This window comes from Bradyrhizobium roseum, assembly GCF_030413175.1.
GTDB classification, from domain to species: domain Bacteria; phylum Pseudomonadota; class Alphaproteobacteria; order Rhizobiales; family Xanthobacteraceae; genus Bradyrhizobium; species Bradyrhizobium roseum.
This window is the reverse complement of sequence record NZ_CP129212.1, coordinates 6,595,001-6,618,712: the sequence shown is the minus strand read 5'-3', so window position 1 is coordinate 6,618,712 and position 23,712 is coordinate 6,595,001. Positions and strand designations below refer to the sequence as shown.

The following is a 23,712-nucleotide window of genomic DNA, read 5'->3' as shown; positions in this document are numbered from 1 at the left end:
CGATGCGCAGCATCGAACCCGGAATCCATCTATCCACTCAACTTGCCGCCCGTTGGATTCCGGGTTCGCGCTGCGCGCGTCCCGGAATGACAGTCAATCGCGCCGCGATATCAACTGCAGTGTCTCTCCGTCCTGCGGTATCAAAAGTTGCTCCGGCGAGATGCCCTGCGCTGTCGCATGCCGCCGCAGTTCGCCGCGGGAAACGGTGGCATGGTCGAGCGATTCCATGTGGGTCGCGATCACGGTGGCGTCAGGCGCCAGCCGGCAGGTCGCGACGGCTTCCGCCGCGTCCATCACGATCAGATCGCCGTCCCATCGCGCCCCGCAGGCGTGAATGATGATGATCTCGGGCCTGGTGTCCCTGATGGTGGTTTCGACCGGCGGGTAGAGCACGGTGTCGCCGGCCCAGTAGACCGTCGGCTCGCCCTTTGCCGCGATGCTGAACCCCATCACCGGTCCCATTTTCTGCACGACTGGTCCCAGCCCATGACTGCCCTCGCGGCGCTGGAGGCGAATGCCGTTCCAATCGATGGCTTTGGCGAGTGCCATGACGTCGTTGAACCCGTACGACCGGATCTGGTGCTCGTCGCCCGGCCGGCAGATCAGCGGAAGATATTTTGGCACCAGGGATTGCGCCACCGGATCGAAATGATCGGCATGCAGATGCGAGACCACGACAAGCTCGACGCCGTCGAGGATTTCTTCCGGGGTTGCCGGCAGTTCGACCAGCGGGTTGGGCGCGCGCCCGGTGAAGGACGGCCGCGATCCTTTCGGAGCAAAGAACGGATCGATCAGGACGATCCGGCCCTGGATCTCCAGCTTCAGAGTCGCGTTGCGCATCAGCCGTAGTTTCATCGTGCTGCCCCCTCGTTCGGCGCCGTCCGACCATCGGAAGCGACCGCTCGGACTTCTCAATCCCTCACATTGCGCGGATAGGTGAGTCGCGCGGCGGCGACCAAAGCGAGATCGATCTCGCAACTGACGATCGGGGTACCGACGTTGGTGCGCGAGAGGATGTCGCCGTCGGGCCCGACGATCCAGCTGCCGCCCGCAAGTCCTCCGCCATGGCGGTTGGCCGTCACCACGAACGCGCCTGACGCGATGGCCGCCATGCGCGAGGCGATTTCCCAGCGCGGGAGGCCCCCGGTCGCGCGCGGCGCGGCGATCACCTGTACGCCCGATTGTCCCAGACCGCGTGCGGCGGTGCTCACCATGAGTTCGGTGCACACCATTTCGCTGAAGCAGAACTCGCCATCGCGCACGGCTTCTGGATAGCGCAAACCTCGGTCGAACCAGGTTTCTTCCCAGCCGCCCTCCTGCTGCGGCAACAGCGCCTTGGCCCGGCCGCGGACCAGACCGCGCTCCGGCGTCCACAGATACGTCTCGTTCCATCGCTTTTCGCCTTCAGCAATGGCGCGCGTTCCCACGATGCGCTTCGCACGAATAGGCCGCAGGTGCTCCTCAAGCTTCGCATGTGTCGCGAGGGCCTGACGCCAGACCGCTTCATCGAAGGTGGGGCTGGTCCAGAAACTGTCGACGCCGGCGAGTTCGGGCAGGACCAGCAGATCGACCGGAGAGCTTCCGAACTCGGCTGCAAGGCGCTGCCACATCGCGTCGGCCTGATCGGCCCGGTCGGGGAATTCGCAGGTTGCCACCAGAAAAGTCATGCTCGTCTCCTTGAACGGGACGAACGTGAACCGCGCGACGCGATATTGCCAGTGGCACGAATGCCGTATAACGTGAAGATCATGCCAAGCAAGACGCAGCCGGGTCCGTCGGTCCGCTCAGGTCGCTCCAAATCCCGCAGGGAAGACGGCCCACGCGTCGTAGCGGTGGTGGCCTATGACGGCGTCAGCACCTTCGAACTCGGCCTGACGCTGGAGGTGTTCGGTCTGTCGAGGTTGGGTACGGACTGGTATCGCGTCGTGGTGTGCTCGGAGCGGCCGGGACGTCCGCTGACGGCCAACAACGGCCTCAAGGTGATCGCCGACGGCGGCTTGAGCGTATTGGCCGGCGCCGATACCATCATCGTGCCGGGATCGCGCGATATCGTCGAAGCCTCGCCCGCGCTGCTCGACGCGCTGCGGCGGGCGCACCGGCGCGGCGCGCGCGTGGCTTCGATCTGCGCGGGCGCCTTTATCCTCGCCGCCGCCGGCCTGCTCGACGGAAGGCGCGCCACCACGCACTGGGCGCTTACCACTGAGTTGTCACGCCGCTATCCGCGGGTGGAGGTCGATGCCAACGTGCTCTATGTCGATGATGGCGACGTCATGACGGCGGCCGGCCGCGCGGCGGGGCTAGACCTCTGTCTGCATATCGTGCGCAGCGATCATGGCACTGATATCGCCAACCGGGTGGCGCGGCGGCTGGTCATTGCGCCGCATCGCGAAGGAGGGCAGGCGCAATACATCCGTCAGCCGGTCCCGCCGGTCGAAGGCGACGCGCTCGCCTCCGTATTCGACTGGGCGCAGCGCCATCTCGACCGCGACCTGACGATTGCGAGCCTCGCTGCCAAGGCACGGATGAGCCGGCGCACCTTCATCCGTCGTTTTGAGGATGCCACGGGAATGTCGCCCGGTGAATGGGTGGTGCAGACGCGCGTCGCGAAGGCGCGCGAATTGCTGGAAGCCACGCGGATTCCGATCGAACGCGTCGCGACCGAGACCGGTTTCGGCTCTGCCGACGCCATGCGGCATCATTTCCGGCAGCGGCTCGGCACCAGCCCGGCGAACTACCGGGCTGTGTTCCGCGCACCGGTCAACTGATACTTAGACCGCCGCCTTCACCAACGACCTCGGATCGCGCACCGGCCATCGTCCGGCCTCGACCAGCGCGATGAAGCGCTCGACCATCCCGTTGAACAGCGCCGGCTCTTCCAGGTTGAGCACGTGGCCGGACTTCGGGAAGAACGACAGACCCGCCGCCGGCAGGTGCTGCTTCAGGAACAGGCTCGGCCCGACGCAATTGTCGTCCTCGTCGCCGCACAGGATCAGTGCCGGTGTCGGCACCTTCCGTATCGCGTCCGTCATGGTGTAGATCGACGGGCGTCCGCCCTGGAAGCCGCGCATGGTGTTGGCCGAGCCTTTTGCGTCATGCCGCGCCAGCGCAGCGTAGAAATCGGCATGACCGCGCGGATCCTTCAGCAGGAACGGAATGCGGCTTGGCGCCTCGCGCGTCAGCTTCGCGACTTCAAATGAGCCGATCGTCTCATACTGCTCGGCATTGGCGCGGCATTGCGCGCGGAAGGCGTCGAGGTTTTCCAGGTCAGATCCGGAGCCGACGGCGGCCAGCGTCATCGACAGCGCCCGCTCCGGGGCGTTGAGGCCGATCTGGAGCGACGAATAGGAGCCCATCGACAGGCCAACCAAGTGCGCCTTGGCAATGCCGAGATGGTCGAGCACGGCGAGCGCGTCGCTATAGAAATGTTTGTAGGTGTAGACGCCGGCGTCGGGCGGCACGTCGGACGGCGTATAGCCGCGCGCCGAATAGGCGATGCAGCGGTGGCCGCGCGAAAAATAGCGCATCTGCGGCTCCCAGTTGGTGTGGTCGGCCGCGAACTCGTGCAGGAAGATGATCGGGGTGCCGCTGCCCGCCTCCTCATAGTGCAGTCGAACGCTATCCCTGGCGACGGCATGCGGCATTTCCGATTCCTTCCCATTTTCTTGTTTTCACGCAACATCCTTGCGCGCCCGGGGCACAAACTTGCAGTTAATTTTCGGGGCCGCAATACGGCCGTCCTGCTTTATTTTCGCCACTTAAAGGCCGCGGAATCACCCCGACATCGCTGTCGCGTCGCCACATGAAATCTTGCTCCGGTCACAGCCGGACGCAAAACGGCGCCCCGCGTTCGTTGGTACGCGAACGCACAGGGGAATTGCGGGGGTGCTACAGAGGATCAAGAATGCATCAGTTGTTTGCGTTTCGCCGGTCGCTTCGTTTCATCGCACTGGCACTGTGTTCGGCGTCCATCGTCGTATTTGTCTCTCCGGCTTCGGCACGGCCTCATCATAACTCAGGGCGGTACGCCCGGGCCTATCACACTGGCCATCACGTCAAGCACCATCACGCCCATCGTGACCATCGCCACGCAGTGCGGATGTCGCGTTGGAAGCGTGGCGCGCAGCAGATGCAGGCTGGCGGTTTCGCCGAGACCAACCCGAGCTACATGGTGGAGGGCCCCGGGATGACGGCGCCCGGCGGGTTCGTAGCGTCCAACACTGCCGCGACGCCGCGCGTCGAACGTAGTCGCCGTGCCCGGCTCCGCCATAGTGCGGAAGCCTCTCGCTGGGAGCATGGGGTCGCGCAAATGCAGGCGCGCGGCCTCGCCAATGCCAACGCCAGCGTCGGGCCCGACGCGACCGTGACGCCGTCCGGCGGCGCGACGGCCTCCGGCTTCTCCTCATCGAATGTGGTTGCGGAAGCGCGCAAATATCTCGGCGGCAACCCGACGGGACGCGGAAGGCTATGGTGCGCGCGGTTTGCGAACATGGTCCTGCAGCAATCCGGTTATCGCGGCACCGGCTCGGACATGGCGAGTTCATTTGCCAAATACGGCCAGCGCGTTTCCGGCCCGCAGGTCGGCGCCATCGCGGTAATGACGCGCGGCCGGCGCGGCGGCCATGTCGGCATCATTACCGGCATCGACGCCTCCGGAAATCCGATCATGATCTCCGGCAACAACGGCAATCGCGTCCGGGAAGCCCCGGTGTCGCGCGGCAGGATCTACGCCTACGTCATGCCGACGAGCTGAGACGGCTCGACAGAGCCTCTTCCCGTCCGAACATCGACGGGAGAGGTTAGGCCTGGCCGGATCGATGGCTTGTACGTCAGTAGCCGGTATTCGCTACGCAGGCTTGTGTAACAAGGCCTGCGTCAGGGTGCGCCGACCTGCGGGGCGTACTGCTTTCGATTCAGATCATCGAGGCGCTTGGCCTCGGCGATATCGGACAGCGCGCGCTTCAGGTCGCCCAGGCGATGGAAGACAATACCGCGATCGATGTAGGACTCCGGCGAGCCGGGGTCGAGGTCGATCGCGACGCCGAAATTCGCCAGCGCCAGATAGAGTTCCCCGCTGCGATAGGCCCGCATGCCGCGTTCGCGATAAAACGCGATGTCTTTGGTCCCATTGTCGCCGGGCGGGGACGTAAAGGCGTTGGCGGAGGCGGCGCCATCGGTAACCAACGCGGGAGCCTCCGGCTTTGCCGACTTGCTGGCCACCTGCTGGTTGACGTCCTGCTCAGAGTTGTTCGCTTCGACGCTTTGAGGCCTGGTGCGTTCTTCGGTCTGGTTGGATGCGTCGGCGGCTTCGGCGGGCGCGACGGCGACGGTCTGCGTCGGTTCAATTCTGGCGATTTCGACCGCCTGCGCCGACGCGAGCGGCAATCTTTCGGCGGAGCGGTAGGCGAAGTAGCCCCCGATCAGCACGACGGAGACGATTGCGCTTGTGGTGGCGTCTGCGGCCAACCGGCGGAACGTGCCTAAAAGGGAGCGGCGCTTGGGTGGGGGCGGGGAGGCTTGCTGTTTCTTCGCGAGTTCGAGCAGTCGGTCATACTCGGCGCGCTGCTGTTGATCGCTCAGGATCGCGTTGGCGCGAATGATACGCCTGAATCGTTCCGATGCTTCCGGGTTACCGGGATTGAAATCAGGATGGTTCGCCTTGGCTGCCTTGCGGAACGCGGCCCTCAGGCCGTCGGCATCGTCGTCCGGAAGTGCCTCGAGCAGATCGTAGAGCGTCTTCATGGCAGCCCACTACAATACCGATACTTCCCGCCAGTCCCCCCGCACTGGCGCATAAGATCAACAGTCCAAAACGAACGCTTTCGCGTAAAACACACTCAAGAAAAGCTATAATGCATACAATTGTGGTAGAATGGCAAAACAAGGACTAAATCGAGGGCCTTTGCTGGCCCGTTCCATCTAGAAAACACAAGTCTTGATGGGTGTCCATCAACCAGTATTACATGAAGTTCCCGAGATGCGCGTCGTGGTCGTATGCAAATAGCCAATGCGCGGGCGGGAATTCGAATTAATACTTGGTTTGCTATGTTACTTCGAATGCGAGGGAGCCGACTTGCTGCGTTGAGCCGGCTCGATCTCGCAGAGGCTCGATGTCTGTAGCAGCATGAGGCGCTCGCGCGCGGCCTTCTCCGCGTCCTGAAAACATTGTCGTTCGTATTCGACCTTCAATCGCTTCCATTCATCCGGATCGACGGTCTTGAGGTCGGATCGCTTGAACTCGCAATCGGGGGCAGGCTGTGGCGCCAGCAGCGCCGGGTCCGGCCGCCGGATTGTCGGTTGGACGTATCGTACGATTTCAGGAAGCCGGCGGGGGCGCGGGGTAGCGCGAGCGGGAGGCGCCTTGTTTTCGTGCACGGCCGGACCGAGTTCACGCTGCGCCGGATGGCGTGCGCAGCCGGCAAACGACAGCGCGCACAGGATGACGCAGACGGTCAGAAATCTCGGAACAGGCGATCGCGGGCCGGCGGTAGGCGACCGCTTGCCTGCTTCTTCACAACAATCCCGGGAACGGTGCGTCGCGCCAACGATGGCCATACCAATGATTCCGACTTGACGCGCGTCTGGTTTGAAATGTGACCGACGTGAGAACGTCCATGCGGCGGCGAGCATGAGTGGAAAATTTGAATCGTGCTCTAACGATTAAGATGAACGAAATCTAAAGCAGGATTGCAGTCGACGGCCGATGCGCCGTGTCGACGTTGTCCGATCGCATTGAACGGAACCGCGATACGAATTTATCCATGCCATGAGCGGTCGAATCCACGCTGAACCGCGATTTGCGCTTCTTCGCCGCCGTTAACGAAGAGGACGATTTGATCGCGAGGCAGTCAGGGATTCTACGGAGACGCTAATCGGTGGGATGGTTGATGTCGGGTTTCGATGCGCCGCCTGTTGCCGGTTCGTCCCCGACGAGGCGCAGCACCGCGCGCACCAACCTCTTTTGGTTTGCCTGCCTTGGCCCTGCAGGTTTCAAATTACTACCAGCGAAACAGCGTGTCATCGCGGGCGAACAGACAGCACGACACCTGAAAAACGCCATGGGTGATGAACAGCGCGGCCGGCACGTCGATCGCGTAGTGATAGTGGCCGAGTAGCACGACCGGACCGAAAAAAGTGGTCAGCGCCAGATGGAACGTCCGCCATTGCGGGATATGCCAGAACGCCAGCGTGGCGAGAAACGGTATGCCGTTGTGGCCGGAGAAGAACACGTCGCCGCCGTAGAAGATCGAGTGAAAGAATGGCGCCGGTTGCTGCTGTTCGATCGGCGACGGCGCGCCATGTGGGTAAGCGCCACGAACACGGCGCGGATGAACCGGAACCGCGCCATCGCGCTGAGTGCGGCGGGCGGCATGCTCAGGCCCGTCCACAGCTCTCGGCAGCGTGAAGATGTTTCGTGCGGCCGGCGCATGCAAATGTCGCGCGTTCCGAAGAAGCCGTTTTTCCCGTGCGACGAAAACATCCTGAAATGCTGGGATGATTTACGTTCGTTGGCCTGATCGAGGTCTGTGTCGGATTTGTCACGCTTGGAATCTGAGATTCGGTCCGGATGCGGCACATAGCGCGGCATCCGGCCCTGTTCGATTACTGGATTCTCGACGGGTTATTGTTTCCGTTCGTTGAGCACGGACGTTGCCGTGCGTAATGCCTGCTCGTATCGCTTCAGTTGGTCTTGCGGATATTTTTGCATGGCCAGCAGTTCATCGGTGGTCTTGTTCTCCAATTGGGTCATGCCGGGTGATGCCAGAACGTCGTCGAGCGGCGCACCGCTGCGTCGAAGCGCAAGCATACGTTCGATTCCCCGCAAAGCGAGACGATGGCGTTCTGCTCCCTTCATGGCGTGTTCGACGTAATGCGACAGCCGTTCATTGGACATGGCCCTGGCGCTCGCTTCATCGCCCTCGACGAGCCGGAGCAGTTGCTCGTCGATGATATCGCTGCACACATCGATGCATTCGTCGCAGATGAAGACGTGCGGGCCGGCCACCAGCGACTTCACTTCATGCTGGCTTTTGCCGCAGAAGGAACAATGGAGGACTGCTTGCGGCGCCGGAGCCGCGCGGTCGGCCATCACGCTGGATTGCGGCTGCGCCGGGTCGGTCGCCGTATCGATCTTGACGGACAGGATGTTCCAGTTGTCGTAGCCGAACGTCTTTGCGATCAGTTCAAGGGATTCGCTATGGGTGATCTCCATAGCCTTGACCTTCAGGGCATCGCGCAGGGAATGCGCCATGGTTTTCGCATCGCGGAAATCGCGCATGAGAGCACCTCTTGATCGGCGAACGGAGAAGATCGGTGCCTGCGTTGCCGACCCGTTCGCCAATGGCGAGGGCGTGGAGCGAGAGTGACACGTTCACCATCCCCGAAGGGCGCAGGCGGCGGGTGTATCGACCCGGTCGTAATGATGGCGCGCCAACGCGCGTTGTCAACTCAAAATGCTCGGACGTGATGCTGATGCACGTGCCGTCGGCAGTGACTGTGCTTCGCCGCGAGGCGAACTAAAGCAACGTCGGCTGCTCCACCGCGATCGTATCGTCCGTAGCAATGCTGCCGCCTTCGACCACCTCGGCGTAGATCCCGCAATCGGCGTGGCCGAGCCGGCGCTGCAGCGCCTGGGGGATGGCAAGGTCGCGCTGGGCGGTGTCGGGATCGACATTGACGGCGGCGCAGCGGACGATGCGCTTCACGACCTTCAGCCTTACATTGCCGATTGCCAGCATGCGGTCGATGAGTTCGAATTCGTGCCAGGCGGGCCAGCCCTCGACATAGAGGTTGGCGCGAAAGCGCAGCGGATGGACCCTCGCGCCCACCATCGTCTCGACGGCGCGGACGCTGGCGAGATTGATGATGGAGACGACCTTGCGGGCGACATCCGAAAAACTGTGGCCGGGGCTTTCCAGCACTTGTGGCGGACCCCTGATCAGGTCCGGATAGGTTGAAGCAAAGAACTCTTCAATCGTCCGCCGGCCCTCGGGGGTTGCGAGGTTGCCCTCGGCCACCACCCGGCCGTTGTGGTTGATCGAAAGGACGTTGGTCGCATCGTCGAACCGGGTGTGCAGGCCGGCCAGCCACTCGTCCCGCATCAGCATCAGGAAGTTCGGCTTTGGCAGCCATTTCGGCTGGGCCGGGTCGAAGCCCGAAGGGCCGTTTTCGATGGCGTAACGGCGGTCGGCCAGCAGCGTCTGGCCGGGTTTGAGCTCGGCGCGGCCGAGCTGTTCCGGGGTCAGGCCTTTGACGGGGTAGCGGTAGATCCCGGCGATCCGGGCGGAGGAGGTCGTGTCCATGCGGTTTATTAAGGGATTCCTGCCGCCCGCGCCATCGCTCTCGAATTTGTGAGCGGACCTCTTCCGTTTTGTCGCGTGATGCCCACATCTGCGTCAAGCCTGAAAACAGGGCGACGAGCCGCGGCCGATTGAGAAATATCAATGCGGCCCGCGGATACCCCAATGAAGATGCCGTAATCATGCCTCAGGGGTGAGGACGGCAGGCCGAGGGAAGCAACGATATGAATATTGAAAAATACACCGAGCGGGCGCGCGGGTTCATCCAGTCAGCGCAATCGCTTGCCGTGCGCGACGGGCATCAGCAGTTTTCGTCGCTGCATGTCCTCAAGGTTCTGCTGGATGACAGCGAGGGATTGGCCGGCGGCCTGATCGACCGCGCCGGCGGCAACTCCCGCGCCATCCTCAAGGCCACCGAGGAGGCGCTCAACAAACTGCCAAAGGTTTCGGGAAGCGGCGCCGGGCAGATTTATCTCGCCCCAGATATGGCGCGCGCCTTCGACGCCGCGGAAAAGGCCGCCGAAAAGGCCGGCGACAGCTTTGTCACGGTAGAGCGGCTGCTGCTCGGACTCTCGCTCGAGAAGAACAGTGCGGCCGGCGACATTCTGGCCAAGGGCGGCGTCACGCCACAAAACCTCAATTCGGCGGTCGAAGCGCTGCGCAAGGGCCGCACGGCCGACAGCGCCACGGCGGAAAACGCCTATGATGCGCTGAAGAAATATGCCCGCGACCTGACCCAGGCCGCGCGCGACGGCAAGCTCGATCCCGTGATCGGCCGCGACGAGGAAATCCGCCGCACCATCCAGGTGCTTTCCCGCCGCACCAAGAACAATCCGGTGCTGATCGGCGAGCCCGGCGTCGGCAAGACCGCCATCGTCGAGGGCTTGGCGCTGCGCATCCTCAATGGCGACGTGCCGGAAGGCCTGAAGGACAAGAAGCTGCTCTCGCTCGACATGGGCGCGCTGATTGCGGGCGCCAAATACCGTGGCGAGTTCGAGGAGCGGCTGAAGGCGGTGCTGCAGGAAGTCACCGGGGCCGAAGGCTCGATCATCCTGTTCATCGACGAGATGCACACGTTGGTCGGCGCTGGCAAGGCCGACGGCGCGATGGACGCGTCCAACCTCTTGAAGCCCGCATTGGCGCGCGGCGAGCTGCACTGCATCGGCGCCACCACGCTCGACGAATACCGCAAGCATGTCGAAAAGGACGCGGCATTGGCGCGGCGCTTCCAGCCGGTGTTCGTCTCCGAGCCGACGGTCGAGGATACGATCTCGATCCTGCGCGGGCTGAAGGACAAATACGAGCAGCACCACGGCGTGCGCATCACCGATTCCGCGCTGGTCGCCGCGACCACGCTGTCGAACCGCTACATCACCGACCGCTTCCTGCCCGACAAGGCGATCGACCTGATGGACGAGGCGTCGGCGCGGCTGAAGATGCAGGTCGATTCCAAGCCTGAAGAACTCGATCTGATGGACCGCGAGATCATCCGCCTGAAGATCGAGCAGGAGGCGCTGAAGAAGGAAACCGACATTGGTTCCAAGAGCCGCCTGCAGGCGCTGGAAAAGGAACTGGCCGACCTCGAGGAAAAGTCGGCGGCGCTGACGTCGCGCTGGAGTGCGGAGAAGAACAAGCTCTCCGATGCCCAGAAGCTGAAAAGCGAGCTCGATGCGTTGCGCATCGAACTGGCGAACGCGCAACGCCGCGGTGAATTCCAGCGCGCGGGCGAACTGGCCTATGGCCAGATCCCGGAACTGGAGAAGCGGCTGGAAACCATCGAGGCCAACGAAAGCGCCGGCGAGATGATGGAGGAGGCGGTGACCGCCAACCACATCGCGCAGGTGGTGTCGCGCTGGACCGGCGTGCCCGTCGACAAGATGCTGGAGGGCGAAAAGGACAAGCTCCTCAAGATGGAGAACCAGCTCGGCCGCCGCGTGGTCGGCCAGGCCGAAGCCGTCCGCGCGGTGGCGACCGCGGTGCGCCGTTCGCGCGCCGGCCTGCAGGACCCGCACCGCCCGATGGGCTCCTTCATGTTCTTGGGACCGACCGGTGTCGGCAAGACCGAGCTGACAAAGGCGCTGGCGGAATACCTGTTCAACGACGAGACCGCGATGGTCCGCCTCGACATGTCCGAATACATGGAGAAGCACTCGGTATCGCGGCTGATCGGCGCGCCTCCCGGCTATGTCGGCTATGACGAGGGCGGGGCGCTCACCGAAGCGGTGCGGCGCCGGCCTTATCAAGTCGTGCTGTTCGACGAGATCGAGAAGGCGCATCCGGACGTCTTCAACGTGCTGCTGCAGGTGCTCGACGACGGCCGCCTGACCGACGGCCAGGGCCGCACCGTTGACTTCCGCAACACGCTGATCATCATGACCTCGAACCTCGGTTCGGAATTCCTCGTGAACCAGCCGGAAGGCGAGGATACGTCTGAAGTGCGCGAGCAGGTGATGGGGATGGTGCGGGCGCATTTCCGCCCCGAATTCCTCAACCGCGTCGACGAGATCATCCTGTTCCACCGCCTGCAGAAGAGCGAGATGGGCCGGATCGTCGAGATCCAGTTCCTGCGGCTGCAGAAGCTGCTGGAGGATCGCAAGATCACGCTGACGCTGGATGCGGCGGCCCGCGACTGGCTGGCGGCCAAGGGCTGGGATCCGGCCTACGGCGCACGCCCCCTGAAACGGGTAATCCAGCGCAGCGTGCAGGACCCGCTGGCCGAGATGATCCTGGCCGGCGAGATCGCCGACGGCGACCGCGTCGTGATCTCGAGCGAAGGCAACGTGCTGACCTTCAACGGCCAGGCGCCGCAGACCGCCGAGATCGCGCAGTTCGAAGCGCCGGTGCCGAAGCGTAAGCTGAACTGACCTGTCGGTCTCAAAGAGATGTTCCGACCCGCGCGTCGGGGCATCTCACTTTGTACCAGGGAAGGCCCGGCGAAAATTCCGACGTGGTGGCTCTCGTCGTCGTCCCGCTCAGTCGACGACGCCGGTCGCCTTCACGGAGCCATTCTGGGTCATGCGTTCGAAGCCTGACAGGCTCGCCATGACATTTCCTCCATCGAGGGTTTGCCATTCAACTTAAACAGTCAGCTCCCATTCCTTCCGCGCAGCCAACGAAAAAGGGGAAGTGGTGAGAATGGAAATGCGCTGATCTCCGAAGGGAAGCCATCCCTCGATACCAGAATCCCAATGTGTGTGACGTCACAGCACGGAGGAAGGGTGTTGTTGAAAAGACGCACGCATGGCGTCATCTCGCCCTGAGTGTAAGAATCCTCTTGAACAACTTCGACCCTGATCGCCAAAATCACTGACCGGAATTAAGAGTGCGTTCCACGCGTGACTTGGTATGGGCCAACGTTAGGCTATATTTGTTGAAGAGCCCCGGTCTCGCGCGCCTTCTTGAGAATCTATTTTTCAATTTGAGGCTGCAGTTTTGAACTGGAATGGCTGAAAGCCAGAACGACATTTCCAGGTGTGCTCTTTAGTTGTGTTCACGCGGGGAGGAGTTGGCCGTGTTGAGCGTTAGCTTGTTCGGCGCCAGTCGCGTTACCAGTAACAGCGAACAGATATGGTCGGATCTCGGTCCAGCCGGGCGGCGATTGGCCGGATTCCTCTTCACCTTTCCGGATCGTCCGCATCGTCGTGAGCGGCTCATCGACTTGTTCTGGCCGGAGCTCGATACCGAACGGGGACGCCGAGCCATGAACTCCGCGGTCTGGCGGTTGCGGAAACTGCTTGCGTCCGCTCCCGAATACCAGGAGGGCCACAGTTTGAGGACCGTTGGCCCGGAGACCATCCTCCAGAGGACGCCGTGGCTCGACGTCGACACCTGGGCGTTGCTTCACGCCGCGCGGACCGCGCTCAGTGGGCCCGAAGCCTCTCTGGAACCATCGAGAATGAAGGAAGTCCTCGCGGTTCTCTACCGGTACGAGGGGCCGTTTCTGGACGGCGAAGATGCCGAATGGATTTTGGAAGAACGCGAGCGGTTGCACTCCCTTTTCATCCAGTCGGCCATGATCATGGTTCGTCATCTCGGGCTTTGTGGCTACTACCACGATGCGATCCGGCTCGCCCGTCATGCGCTGCGCTTCGATCCCTACCGTGAAGAGCTGGTTCGGCACCTGCTGACCCTGCTGGCGCTCGATGAAAGACGAATCGATGCCATCCGGTATTACGATCATTGGATCGGCCTGATCCGGAAGGAACTCGGCATTTCGCCGCTTCCGGCGACACGGGCGATCATCGATGAGATCCGGGACCTGCACAATGCCGAAAACCCCCAGCATCTGCGCGCGCGCCTGATCGGCCGCGACGAGAAGCATATTTTTGCAGTTTAGGCGCTAATCTATCCGTCCCGGCCTCGGACGACGGCGTTATCCGGCAAACCCCGCACTCACGCCCTCGACAAGGCCCCGGCAGCGCGATGCCCGTGGCTTTCCAGGACACGCCGTGACTTTGCCGTGATCCGCAGCCGATCCGCCGGGTAGCAGATCGTGGACCGGCCGTGAGCAAACGGCGACAATTCCCGCACGATCGCAAGATCGTCCCGAGTTCAGGCCATGCGATCGTCGTCGCATGGACTCACAACGACCATTACTCGATCAGGTTTTCATTCTGCGCTTCTGGCGTGAAAGCGCCGATGCCAGCGAACACGCGCGTTGGCGGGTCCTGGTCCGCAACATCAACACCCGCCGGCGCGACGTGGTCGACGATGTGCAGGGTGCCTTTGCGATCGTCGCTTCCAATTTGAATGCAGCCGCCGGCGATCATGACGTGCAGGAGCGTTTGGAGCCTGAACCGTCGAAACAAGAGCATTGAGGGATTTCGCGTGCGCGGAGCCGATCAGCCAAACAACAACAGCCAGTTGCCGCGAGCGCCGCGGGGCCGCGAGTTCGTGCGTTCCGGTCACGATGGGCCGATTGCCGTCGCGCGCCGCGCCGCAGCTTCCTTTGCATTTTCCGCGACGCTCTCGCTTGCGAACTGCAAGGGATTTGTGCGGGAGATGGGGGAGCGTGCGATGCGTGCGGGTATCGTGACAGGTTGTATGGCGTTGGCGCTGCTGGTGGGCGGGTGCGATCCGAACGATAGGGTCTATTTTCGTGATGGAGTTGGTACTCAACTCTATACAGCGGACACGGCCTCAGCCGTCGAACTCCAGAATATCTATCTGGATCACCTTTGCCGCCAAGCGAGCTCTTATGTTGGTCCTGATGTGCCGAGCTGTGCGCAGCAAGTCGTTCCGGCCAATTACTGGCCGATTATCGTTCAAGCAGGCTTGAACGATATCGACGCCCGCTGCGATTCGTATCTGGCATGGCTTGACGCGAAAAGGCGTGAGAACGCAGCCGTCCTTGCAGAGATTGGTGCTGTCCGTTTCGCAGTAGATGCGCTGACCAATCCAAACATCTCGGGTGTCAGCGCGGTAGGTTTGGCGGCGATATCGGCGGCCTTTGGCTTGGCCAATGACACAGTGAAAAACTTCCATTCGCTGCTGCTGCAGGTCGATCATACGACGGTACAGACTGTTGTGGTAGGCAACCGCCATGCCTTTCGCCGAGACTTGATCGGGTTTTCCTCGTCGATCGACAACAAGCCGGCAGTCATTCACGCGCTGCGCAGCTATCTGTCGATCTGCATACCGATGACGATTGCGGCGAACATCAATTCGACGGTGACCGTGTTCAAGCAGACCGGGGTCGCACCCGGCGCCGGTCCCGTGCTTCCCACGATTGCCGCGCCGTTCACGCCGCGTGATAGATTTGTCGAAAGAAAGCCTCCGCCTGCTGAAAACATAAAGCTCGTGCCTGGAGCCGAGACCATTATTGAAGGATACCCAGGTAACAAGCTGACCTACACGCCTGAAGTCATCGACAACATTCTGGTCGGCCTCTGCGCGCCACAGAGCGAATTGACCCAGATCACCGGAGTCACCAAGGCTCTCCTGAACATTTGGGAGCAGACCGACACTCAGAATTCGAAGCTTGACGGCAAGATCGGCAGTGACAGGGAGCGCAGAGCAATTGCAGCTTTGACCCCGTGCCCAACCGGGACCTTAAATGCCTTCGAGCGCAGGACCTTCGCGACAGGTTCGGATGTTGCACTCCTAGTAACTCTGCTGAACAAAGCGCCGCTGAATGGTGAACTTCCGGCGTCCGCAACCCTCAGCGATTCGCGAAACAAAATAGCGCTCGTGCGGCGTAATTGCTTTGTAGGCAAGCTGAGCAAGCTGCCGGACAGCATGAATACGCAGGTTACGCCGGACCTGATGCGGGAGCTCGGGCTTTATGCGCGCCGACGGGCGGCTTCGGAAACGCCGGCGGCTCCAGGCGGACCTCCAGGCGCCATACCGGCTTGCTAGATCTAGGAGCACCAAATGGCCTTCTTCGTAAAACATGGGGTGATGACCGATTTGCGGTCGGAACCTACCGCCGAGTCGGTTTCCAAGGATTTGCTCTTCGCAAATCGCGAACTTGGCGATCCCATTCGTGCTTCTGACGCGTTTCTGTTTTTTGCGCTCGGAGCTCCGGACGACGAGGCGCTGAAGGGATGGGTCCTCAAGTCGGATTGTGAGGACCGGACCGATGATGCGAACCGACCGCCGGTCAACGTTGCGGCCTTTGTTCAGGAGTGCGTCAACGTCCAACTGCTCTTCAACGATGAGACGAAACCCGCAGAGGGCGCGCCGCCCCCGACGTCAATCCAGCCCTGGGTGGTTTCGGCCGACTTCCTGATCGCGCGGGCGCTCTACGAGACAGATATCCGGAATCTTGGAAAGAATGTTCCTGGCTCCGACGGTATCGGCCCGCTCCAGGTCACTGTTGCCGAATGGCAGGATTATGCGGAAAAGGGCGGTACGCTTGCGAGCGATGCCCGCGCCAGCGACCGCAACCATCCGCTGCTCCAGATCCCGGGTGCGGCCTTTCGCCAGCACGCCCACGGAAAGGCGATGAGCAAGATTCGCCTCGACGCGGGAAAGGCTACGGCGGCGGACCCATTCGTTCCAAGCTTCCTCGACATGTTCTTTGCGCATCTGACGAACAGCCCGGCCGCGGCGCTCGCCATCCTCGACGCGCAAGGCGGTGGTACCCCACCGGAAACCTCGATCAAGGAAGTTCTCAGGAGCGTCATGACAGCTGACGAACTGTCAGCGTTGTTCAAGGCGCGGGAGAAGCTCTCCGGTTTGCCGACGGTATTCTTCGGCACAGAGGCCAATCCGAACACGCTGACGTCGGTTGTCGACATCGCCGAAGATACGCTTCGAAAGCTCCTTGTCGCCGCATTGGCCAGAATTGAAAAGCACCGGCCGGAAATGGTTCCGGAAGTGACTGCCGGCGGCGCGCCTTGGATGGCCATTGCAGAGCAAGCCCAAGCTGAGGGCGTCAAGGAAGGTACGCACAATGCTGTAATCAGCACGTATTTCGCGGACACGGATTTCGGTGGCAACCCCAACACCAACCCACCTCCGGCATGGTGCGGCGCCTTCGCCGCGCATTGCATGAAGCGGTGTGACAACCCGATCGTCCAGGCGAGTGTTCCGAAGCAAGCGGCGGCGGCGATCAGCTGGAAAAAATGGGGAGCCGATTTTCCATTGCAGGGTACCATCCCGCGTGGAGCCGTCGTCGTTCTTTCGCCGATGCCTGGGACAACCGGCGGCACCGGACATGTCGGCTTCTTTCTCGAGTTCTCTCCGGACAAAAAGAAAGTTTTTTTGCTTGGCGGCAACCAGAGCAAGAAGGTGGGCCGGACACCATTCCCGGCCAGCCAGATCGCAGGGGTACGATGGCTCGATCAGCCTGCCGCAGCTGGAGCCGTCGCGATCGACGGCATCAGGTTGCCGCCAAATGTCGCGCCCGAAAACAGGCAGTTTGCCGGTCTCATTTTGAAAGCTTTCGCTGCCGCCGGCTATGGGCGAAACCAGCAGATTGCGGCGCTTGCGAATGCCATCGGCGAGTCCAACCTCAATCCCAAGGCGCACAACACACGCGGCGAGGATAGCGTGGGACTGTTCCAGCTTAACCGCATCGTGGGCGTCGGAGGTAGGCACAGCGTGGAACGGTTGATGGACCCGGCCTTCAACACTCAACTGATCATCGCGGAAGCCAACAGGTTTCCTTCCTTCAAGAACGCCGCCGATCTCCATACGGCAGTAGACGTGTTCGTACGCTCTGTGGAGAGGCCCAGGGACAAGCCGGGTCAGGTCGTCAAGCGCTTCAGGATCGCGCAGGCTTTGATCGGCTGATGTGCGACATGCGGCGCGAGACGCCGTGTCCGATATCGTCGATGGGTTAAGGACTCAGCGCCCCGCCTATCAGCGGCTCACCTGCCGCGTCTGGCTCGTAGCGCCGGTCGCCTCCGAAACACGGGCGGTGCCGCGGTTGTTCATCTGGGTATCGAGACGATCCCGCTCTTTTTCAAAACCCGCCATCATCGCGCCCTCGAGCGAGCGACCGCGGGGCAGCTTGACGCGCATCGGGTCGACGAAGCGGCCGTTGACCAGGATTTCATAGTGGACGTGGGCCCCGGTCGACATGCCCGTCGAGCCGACGAAACCGATCACCTGGCCCTGGCGGACGCGCTTGCCGACTTCCATCCCCTTGGCGAAGGCGGACATATGGCCGTAGGCGGTCTCGTAGCCGTTATTGTGTTTCAGGCGGACATATTTGCCGTAGCCGCCTTCCCAGCCGACCTTTTCGACCACGCCGTTGCCGGAGGCGAAAATCGGCGTGCCGTAGGGGGTCGCCCAGTCCACGCCGGTGTGCATCTTGGCATAACCCAGGATCGGATGGCGGCGGCCGCCGAAGCCGGAACGCATGATGGCGCTGTTGACGGGCTTGCGCACCAGGAACTTCTTCGCGCTCTTGCCGGTCTCATCGTAGAAGTCGACGACGGAATCGTCCGGAGTCTGGAAGCGATAGTACTTTTTGGTCTCGCCGCCGACCGTCAGAGCGGCATACAGCACCTCGGTCTTTTCGTTGTTCCCGGTGCCTTCGTCCTCACCGGCGAAGTAGACGTCGAAGGAGTCGCCCGGCTGCACCTTGCGCTGAAAGTCGACATCGTAGGAATAGATCCGGACCATGTCCTCGATCACCGCCGGCGGCACCTTGTTGCGCATCGCGGTCTCGTAGATGCTCTGGTAGAGCCGGACGCCGCTGCCGTCATCCTCATCGTCATCATCGTCGTCCTTGCCGGTGGTGGTCTCGGCGACGGTGTTCATGCTCTGCACGTCGACGGCGACATATTTGCCGACGTCGGACAGCGCGGCCACGGCTTCAACGATGGTTTCGTTGGCGACGATCACGCGATAGGGCTGCGGGTGGGCGGTGGGGCCGGGCCCCGAGATCACCATCAGGATGCGGACCTTCTGGCCTTCCTTCAGGCCGCCGTCACGGCCGCGGGGGCCGAGCGTCAGTGCGACCGCCCTGGCCTCATCGGGCGTCGCGCCGAGGTCGCGCAGAATGGACGTAATCGTGTCACCTTTCCTCACGGTGTGAACCCGTTCGCCGGACGGGTTGCCGCCAGTGATCTGATCCTTGGTCTTCGGCAGCAGGGTGACGTTTTCCGGCACCACGCGGGTCTCGAAGCCGGCATAGGGATCGGAAACATTGCCTTCGACAGCGTAGGCGAGCTTGAGGTCGGACTGGACGCCGCTGGCATCCGCCGCGGCATTGGCAAGCGAGGTGTAGCGGACGCCGCCGGAACCGCGCCAGTTGGCGGCGTCGCGCACCCGCATCAGGACCTCGTCGAGTGCGACCACGGCGGCAAGTTTCGCCTTCGGCAGCACGGTCGCGAGGTCTTTGGTCACGAATGAAACCTCGGCGTCGGGTTCGACGGCCTCGGGGTTGTTCGGGTCCTCGGAAGCGGCCTGCGTCGTGGTGCCGACGTCGGTCAGCATGCGCTGGGCGTTGAAGGGAGGGATCTTCGAGCTGAGATCGCTCGTCGTCATCGACAGATTGCCGGAAATGCGGACGAAGGGCCGAACCCGCATCACGTCACGGTTGCCGACGCGGGTCACGGTCGAGACCTTCACCACGTTGCGCGAGCCCGAGGCTTCACTGGGCGGCGGCAGGCGGTCGCTCTTGTGCAGGGTCGCGGTGCGATCGTTGGCGCCGAACGCCCCGCGCAGGGCGCCTTCGACCCGTTCCGGCACCTTGGCAAAGGTCATTTCGCCGTCGAGTGACGCAAAAACGGCGCCGCCGATGAGAGCCGCGCCGCACAGACCGGTCAGGATGGTGCCGCTGAACCATTGCACGGAGACACGGCGGCGATCGATCACCGCAGCCTCGGAGCCATCGACGGAAAGCGGCGGCTCGTTACCGAGATCGATGATCCCGGTCTCGCGTCCATAGCCGTTTCCACGTGGCGCCTTCTGGCTCAACCCTGTGTCCCCCCAACTTCCATCAACATCCGACAAGACCCTCGTTCGACCCAAACACCACGTTATCGTTCCTTTCTGGGAACGGTCCCGGAGAGGGTATTGTCGCACGCATGAGAATTCGGGAGATCAGAGGCCAGAAGAAGGCCGACCAGAGTCTCGAACGTCAATGGTGCGCAGATCGATCGAAGTTTCCTGGCCGCATGGGAAGGCGACGGGTTATCGAGATCGCCTGTCCCGGATCGTAAAATCTATGCCGGCAGCCCCCCTGGCACCGGCGATTCACGCAAGACTTATAGTCAGAACGTCGCAGGAATGTGGCTCAAGTGCGGCCAAAGGCCCGAAACATAGGGACTTCTTGGCGTCTGAAAAAACTTGCGAGCGATACGACAATTTCTTGACGATGGGCGTTGACAACTCCGATGGGGCGGGCCTATAACCCGGCCACTGAGCGCGGCGATGCATTGGCCCCTGAGGCCAACGCATCTTTTCGCGCCCCGTAAGCTCCTCATTACGATGAGTGACTTAACAGCCGGTAGCAATCGGTTGTTATTTGTCGTCGGATGAGGTCTGCGGGAACCTTCCAGAAGTGGAAGGGTGGGATCCAAGTGATCCCGGGCTGTTTGACAAGTGAAGATGAAGAAAGAGAAACGTGGACGGCGGAGTCCTTGCGTGATCTCGAATACTTGAAAGCTTCGGTTTTCAACGTTCGGGGTCGGACGAAAGACTTCGGCGGTACACGTTTTACATAGGTTACACCATCGTCGTCAGCGATGTGAATCGTCGGCGATATAAATGGTGGGACCTCGTCAAAACGTTGTGATCAGCCGGTTTAAAGTTTCAAGTCCAACTTGAGAGTTTGATCCTGGCTCAGAGCGAACGCTGGCGGCAGGCTTAACACATGCAAGTCGAGCGGGCGTAGCAATACGTCAGCGGCAGACGGGTGAGTAACGCGTGGGAACGTACCTTTTGGTTCGGAACAACACAGGGAAACTTGTGCTAATACCGGATAAGCCCTTACGGGGAAAGATTTATCGCCGAAAGATCGGCCCGCGTCTGATTAGCTAGTTGGTGAGGTAACGGCTCACCAAGGCGACGATCAGTAGCTGGTCTGAGAGGATGATCAGCCACATTGGGACTGAGACACGGCCCAAACTCCTACGGGAGGCAGCAGTGGGGAATATTGGACAATGGGCGCAAGCCTGATCCAGCCATGCCGCGTGAGTGATGAAGGCCCTAGGGTTGTAAAGCTCTTTTGTGCGGGAAGATAATGACGGTACCGCAAGAATAAGCCCCGGCTAACTTCGTGCCAGCAGCCGCGGTAATACGAAGGGGGCTAGCGTTGCTCGGAATCACTGGGCGTAAAGGGTGCGTAGGCGGGTCTTTAAGTCAGGGGTGAAATCCTGGAGCTCAACTCCAGAACTGCCTTTGATACTGAAGATCTTGAGTTCGGGAGAGGTGAGTGGAACTGCGAGTGTAGAGGTGAAATTCGTAGATATTCGCAAGAACACCAGTGGCGAAGGCGGCTCACTGGCCCGATACTGACGCTGAGGCACGAAAGCGTGGGGAGCAAACAGGATTAGATACCCTGGTAGTCCACGCCGTAAACGATGAATGCCAGCCGTTAGTGGGTTTACTCACTAGTGGCGCAGCTAACGCTTTAAGCATTCCGCCTGGGGAGTACGGTCGCAAGATTAAAACTCAAAGGAATTGACGGGGGCCCGCACAAGCGGTGGAGCATGTGGTTTAATTCGACGCAACGCGCAGAACCTTACCAGCCCTTGACATCCCGGTCGCGGACTCCAGAGATGGAGTTCTTCAGTTCGGCTGGACCGGAGACAGGTGCTGCATGGCTGTCGTCAGCTCGTGTCGTGAGATGTTGGGTTAAGTCCCGCAACGAGCGCAACCCCCGTCCTTAGTTGCTACCATTTAGTTGAGCACTCTAAGGAGACTGCCGGTGATAAGCCGCGAGGAAGGTGGGGATGACGTCAAGTCCTCATGGCCCTTACGGGCTGGGCTACACACGTGCTACAATGGCGGTGACAATGGGACGCTAAGGGGCAACCCTTCGCAAATCTCAAAAAGCCGTCTCAGTTCGGATTGGGCTCTGCAACTCGAGCCCATGAAGTTGGAATCGCTAGTAATCGTGGATCAGCATGCCACGGTGAATACGTTCCCGGGCCTTGTACACACCGCCCGTCACACCATGGGAGTTGGTTTTACCTGAAGACGGTGCGCTAACCCGCAAGGGAGGCAGCCGGCCACGGTAGGGTCAGCGACTGGGGTGAAGTCGTAACAAGGTAGCCGTAGGGGAACCTGCGGCTGGATCACCTCCTTTCTAAGGATGGTTCTTCAGAAGTTCGCTTCTATCGAGCCGTTTTAGAAACATCAGTGGCCAACGATCGTCAGGATTGTTGAGCTGCATTGGCGGGATTTCGCCGTCTACGTTTCTCTTTCTTCGCGGACGAACACGCGCCAGGGGCTTAGCGCTTGTGCGATGCATCTGGTGTGAGCCGGTTGCGCGCCATTGCAGCCCCTCGTGTTAGGGGCTTGTAGCTCAGTTGGTTAGAGCGCGCGCTTGATAAGCGTGAGGTCGGAAGTTCAAGTCTTCCCAGGCCCACCACTTTGATCGAGCGCCTCACGTCTCATGACCGACGTAAGCATTCGTCTTCTGGTACGGGGCCATAGCTCAGCTGGGAGAGCGCGTGCTTTGCAAGCATGAGGTCGTCGGTTCGATCCCGTCTGGCTCCACCAGATGGAATTGAAGATCGGCAAAGTGGCCTGCTAACAAAGCGCTTTCAAATCGTCCGCGAAACATCACTTCGCACGCACTGTCCGGATGGACAGTGGCGTGCGTGATATCTGACATCGTATAGAGGAGATCGATCCGAGTTTGGGATCTGCAAAGCAATTTGCGGAATCTCATTCCTAATCTCCAGATCATTTCGGCGCTCGTTCATCGCCGCTCATCGCAAGATGAGTGAGGTGAGTGAGTTGTAAATGATCTTTGTAGCGAAGCTTGACCGCCTCGCTATCGGGCCGATCTTACGAAGCAAGCTGGTCTTTCTAATCATTGTCCGGCTGCGCATAGCATTCATCGAGGGTGCGTGCCTTAACCGGCAATTGCGCAGACAACATTCTGCCGAGTGTGTGGACATTGATAATGAGAGCAATCAAGTGCCTTAAGGGTGTTCGGTGGATGCCTTGGCGCTGAGAGGCGATGAAGGACGTGCTACGCTGCGATAAGCCGTGGGGAGCTGCGAAGAAGCTTTGATCCACGGATTTCCGAATGGGGAAACCCACCTTCGATAGCTGGAACTCCAAGATCTCGTATCTTGGGGTTTGAACAGCAATGTTTGAGACCAAGCCGCGAGGTTTTGGATTTCCAGTTATCAAGTGAAGGTATGAGACTTCCGAATAAAATAGGAGGTTTTAAGCGAACCCAGGGAACTGAAACATCTAAGTACCTGGAGGAAAGGACATCAACAGAGACTCCGTTAGTAGTGGCGAGCGAACGCGGACCAGGCCAGTGATACATCAAAGACAACCGGAACCTGTCAGGAAAGCAGGGCCTTAGAGGGTGATAGCCCCGTACGGGTAATGCGATGATGTATCCACGAGTAAGGCGGGACACGTGTAATCCTGTCTGAACATGGGGGGACCACCCTCCAAGCCTAAGTACTCCTCAGCGACCGATAGTGAACCAGTACCGTGAGGGAAAGGTGAAAAGCACCCCGACGAGGGGAGTGAAATAGACCTGAAACCGGACACCTACAAACAGACGGAGCCCAAGATACGTTCTGGGTGACGTCGTACCTTTTGTATTATGGGCCAGCGACTTAATTTAACGAGCAAGCTTAAGCCGATAGGCGTATGCGCAGCGAAAGCGAGTCTGAATAGGGCGCCAAGTTCGTTGTATTAGACCCGAAACCTAGTGATCTAGCCATGAGCAGGTTGAAGGTGAGGTAACACTCACTGGAGGACCGAACGGGTGTCTGTTGAAAAAGACTCCGATGACTTGTGGTTAGGGGTGAAAGGCCAATCA

15 protein-coding genes, 2 tRNA genes, 2 rRNA genes and 2 pseudogenes (1 of these 21 running past the window's edge) are annotated in these 23,712 nt (G+C 61.0%); 11 read left to right on the top strand and 10 right to left on the bottom strand.

The features are described from left to right. Positions 1–93: 93 nt before the first annotated feature. The gene (locus QUH67_RS31320) at positions 94–855 is read right to left on the bottom strand and encodes an MBL fold metallo-hydrolase (RefSeq protein ID WP_300943489.1); all 762 of its coding nucleotides are present in this window, start codon (positions 853–855) and stop codon (positions 94–96) included. Between the two features lie 56 nt (positions 856–911). Further along, positions 912–1,667 (bottom strand): carbon-nitrogen hydrolase family protein, encoded by a 756-nt coding sequence (locus QUH67_RS31315; RefSeq protein WP_300943487.1) that lies wholly within the window; start codon positions 1,665–1,667, stop codon positions 912–914. Positions 1,668–1,748: 81 nt separating this feature from the next. Here QUH67_RS31315 and ftrA point away from each other — a divergent pair, with 81 nt between their 5' ends. Continuing rightward, the gene (ftrA, locus tag QUH67_RS31310; RefSeq protein WP_300943485.1) at positions 1,749–2,765 is read left to right on the top strand and encodes a transcriptional regulator FtrA; all 1,017 of its coding nucleotides are present in this window, start codon (positions 1,749–1,751) and stop codon (positions 2,763–2,765) included. Positions 2,766–2,768: 3 nt separating this feature from the next. Here ftrA and QUH67_RS31305 read toward each other — a convergent pair whose 3' ends face one another. Continuing rightward, the gene (locus QUH67_RS31305; protein WP_300943483.1) at positions 2,769–3,641 is read right to left on the bottom strand and encodes an alpha/beta fold hydrolase; all 873 of its coding nucleotides are present in this window, start codon (positions 3,639–3,641) and stop codon (positions 2,769–2,771) included. A gap of 260 nt (positions 3,642–3,901) precedes the next feature. Between QUH67_RS31305 and QUH67_RS31300 the strand changes: the two genes are divergently transcribed. Beyond that, entirely contained in the window at positions 3,902–4,750 is an 849-nt protein-coding gene (locus QUH67_RS31300; protein ID WP_300943481.1) for a TIGR02594 family protein, read from the top strand. Between the two features lie 122 nt (positions 4,751–4,872). On the opposite strand, the gene QUH67_RS31295 is transcribed toward QUH67_RS31300, so the two are convergent. The 6 genes and pseudogenes from QUH67_RS31295 to QUH67_RS31275 form a co-directional block, all read right to left on the bottom strand. Next, positions 4,873–5,739 carry a J domain-containing protein gene (locus tag QUH67_RS31295; RefSeq protein WP_300943479.1) on the bottom strand — a complete coding sequence of 289 codons (867 nt, stop codon included), beginning with the start codon at positions 5,737–5,739 and terminating at the stop codon, positions 4,873–4,875. A gap of 306 nt (positions 5,740–6,045) precedes the next feature. After that, a complete protein-coding gene (locus QUH67_RS31290) occupies positions 6,046–6,627 on the bottom strand; it encodes a hypothetical protein (protein ID WP_300943477.1) in 582 nt (193 codons plus the stop codon). Between the two features lie 368 nt (positions 6,628–6,995). Continuing rightward, positions 6,996–7,385, bottom strand: a complete 390-nt coding sequence (locus QUH67_RS31285; RefSeq protein ID WP_300943475.1) for a phosphatase PAP2-related protein — start codon at positions 7,383–7,385, stop codon at positions 6,996–6,998. Between the two features lie 548 nt (positions 7,386–7,933). Then, positions 7,934–8,086, bottom strand: a pseudogene (locus QUH67_RS35065) (ClpX C4-type zinc finger protein); the annotation flags it as partial. 24 nt (positions 8,087–8,110) lie between these two features. Continuing rightward, positions 8,111–8,275 (bottom strand): annotated as a pseudogene (locus QUH67_RS35060) (glyoxalase superfamily protein); the annotation flags it as partial. A gap of 238 nt (positions 8,276–8,513) precedes the next feature. Continuing rightward, positions 8,514–9,299: an MOSC domain-containing protein gene (locus tag QUH67_RS31275; RefSeq protein WP_300943471.1), complete on the bottom strand. Its 786-nt coding sequence runs from the start codon at positions 9,297–9,299 to the stop codon at positions 8,514–8,516. Between the two features lie 221 nt (positions 9,300–9,520). On the opposite strand from QUH67_RS31275, the gene clpB reads away from it, so the two are divergent. From clpB to QUH67_RS31250, 5 genes are all read left to right on the top strand, one after another. Then, positions 9,521–12,160 (top strand): ATP-dependent chaperone ClpB, encoded by a 2,640-nt coding sequence (gene clpB, locus QUH67_RS31270; RefSeq protein WP_300943469.1) that lies wholly within the window; start codon positions 9,521–9,523, stop codon positions 12,158–12,160. 647 nt (positions 12,161–12,807) lie between these two features. After that, positions 12,808–13,632, top strand: coding sequence for an AfsR/SARP family transcriptional regulator (locus QUH67_RS31265; protein ID WP_300943467.1), 825 nt, complete (start codon positions 12,808–12,810; stop codon positions 13,630–13,632). 238 nt (positions 13,633–13,870) lie between these two features. Further along, positions 13,871–14,113 carry a hypothetical protein gene (locus QUH67_RS31260; RefSeq protein ID WP_300943465.1) on the top strand — a complete coding sequence of 81 codons (243 nt, stop codon included), beginning with the start codon at positions 13,871–13,873 and terminating at the stop codon, positions 14,111–14,113. 10 nt (positions 14,114–14,123) lie between these two features. Further along, positions 14,124–15,653 carry a hypothetical protein gene (locus tag QUH67_RS31255; protein WP_300943463.1) on the top strand — a complete coding sequence of 510 codons (1,530 nt, stop codon included), beginning with the start codon at positions 14,124–14,126 and terminating at the stop codon, positions 15,651–15,653. Positions 15,654–15,668: 15 nt separating this feature from the next. Further along, the gene (locus tag QUH67_RS31250) at positions 15,669–17,534 is read left to right on the top strand and encodes a hypothetical protein (RefSeq protein WP_300943461.1); all 1,866 of its coding nucleotides are present in this window, start codon (positions 15,669–15,671) and stop codon (positions 17,532–17,534) included. A 69-nt stretch (positions 17,535–17,603) separates the two neighbouring features. Here QUH67_RS31250 and QUH67_RS31245 read toward each other — a convergent pair whose 3' ends face one another. After that, positions 17,604–19,670 (bottom strand): M23 family metallopeptidase, encoded by a 2,067-nt coding sequence (locus QUH67_RS31245; protein ID WP_300943459.1) that lies wholly within the window; start codon positions 19,668–19,670, stop codon positions 17,604–17,606. Between the two features lie 844 nt (positions 19,671–20,514). Here QUH67_RS31245 and QUH67_RS31240 point away from each other — a divergent pair. The 4 genes from QUH67_RS31240 to QUH67_RS31225 form a co-directional block, all read left to right on the top strand. Further along, positions 20,515–22,005, top strand: a 16S ribosomal RNA gene (locus QUH67_RS31240). 208 nt (positions 22,006–22,213) lie between these two features. Then, positions 22,214–22,290 (top strand) — tRNA-Ile (locus tag QUH67_RS31235). A gap of 55 nt (positions 22,291–22,345) precedes the next feature. Further along, a tRNA-Ala gene (locus QUH67_RS31230) sits at positions 22,346–22,421 on the top strand. 417 nt (positions 22,422–22,838) lie between these two features. Next, positions 22,839–23,712 (top strand): 23S ribosomal RNA (locus QUH67_RS31225); it runs 1,972 nt beyond the window's last position. Together the 16S and 23S rRNA genes with 2 tRNA genes alongside form the textbook arrangement of a ribosomal RNA operon.

Excerpts from the sequence above, each read along its gene's own strand:
- QUH67_RS31295 (WP_300943479.1), bottom strand. The coding sequence starts at position 5,739 with ATGAAGACGCTCTACGATCTGCTCGAGGCACTTCCGGACGACGATGCC.
- QUH67_RS31260 (WP_300943465.1), top strand. The coding sequence starts at position 13,871 with ATGGACTCACAACGACCATTACTCGATCAGGTTTTCATTCTGCGCTTC.
- QUH67_RS31250 (WP_300943461.1), top strand. The coding sequence starts at position 15,669 with ATGGCCTTCTTCGTAAAACATGGGGTGATGACCGATTTGCGGTCGGAA.
- QUH67_RS31300 (WP_300943481.1), top strand. The coding sequence starts at position 3,902 with ATGCATCAGTTGTTTGCGTTTCGCCGGTCGCTTCGTTTCATCGCACTG.
- QUH67_RS31305 (WP_300943483.1), bottom strand. The coding sequence starts at position 3,641 with ATGCCGCATGCCGTCGCCAGGGATAGCGTTCGACTGCACTATGAGGAG.
- ftrA (WP_300943485.1), top strand. The coding sequence starts at position 1,749 with ATGCCAAGCAAGACGCAGCCGGGTCCGTCGGTCCGCTCAGGTCGCTCC.
- QUH67_RS31290 (WP_300943477.1), bottom strand. The coding sequence starts at position 6,627 with ATGCTCGCCGCCGCATGGACGTTCTCACGTCGGTCACATTTCAAACCA.
- QUH67_RS31275 (WP_300943471.1), bottom strand. The coding sequence starts at position 9,299 with ATGGACACGACCTCCTCCGCCCGGATCGCCGGGATCTACCGCTACCCC.
- clpB (WP_300943469.1), top strand. The coding sequence starts at position 9,521 with ATGAATATTGAAAAATACACCGAGCGGGCGCGCGGGTTCATCCAGTCA.
- QUH67_RS31315 (WP_300943487.1), bottom strand. The coding sequence starts at position 1,667 with ATGACTTTTCTGGTGGCAACCTGCGAATTCCCCGACCGGGCCGATCAG.
- QUH67_RS31320 (WP_300943489.1), bottom strand. The coding sequence starts at position 855 with ATGAAACTACGGCTGATGCGCAACGCGACTCTGAAGCTGGAGATCCAG.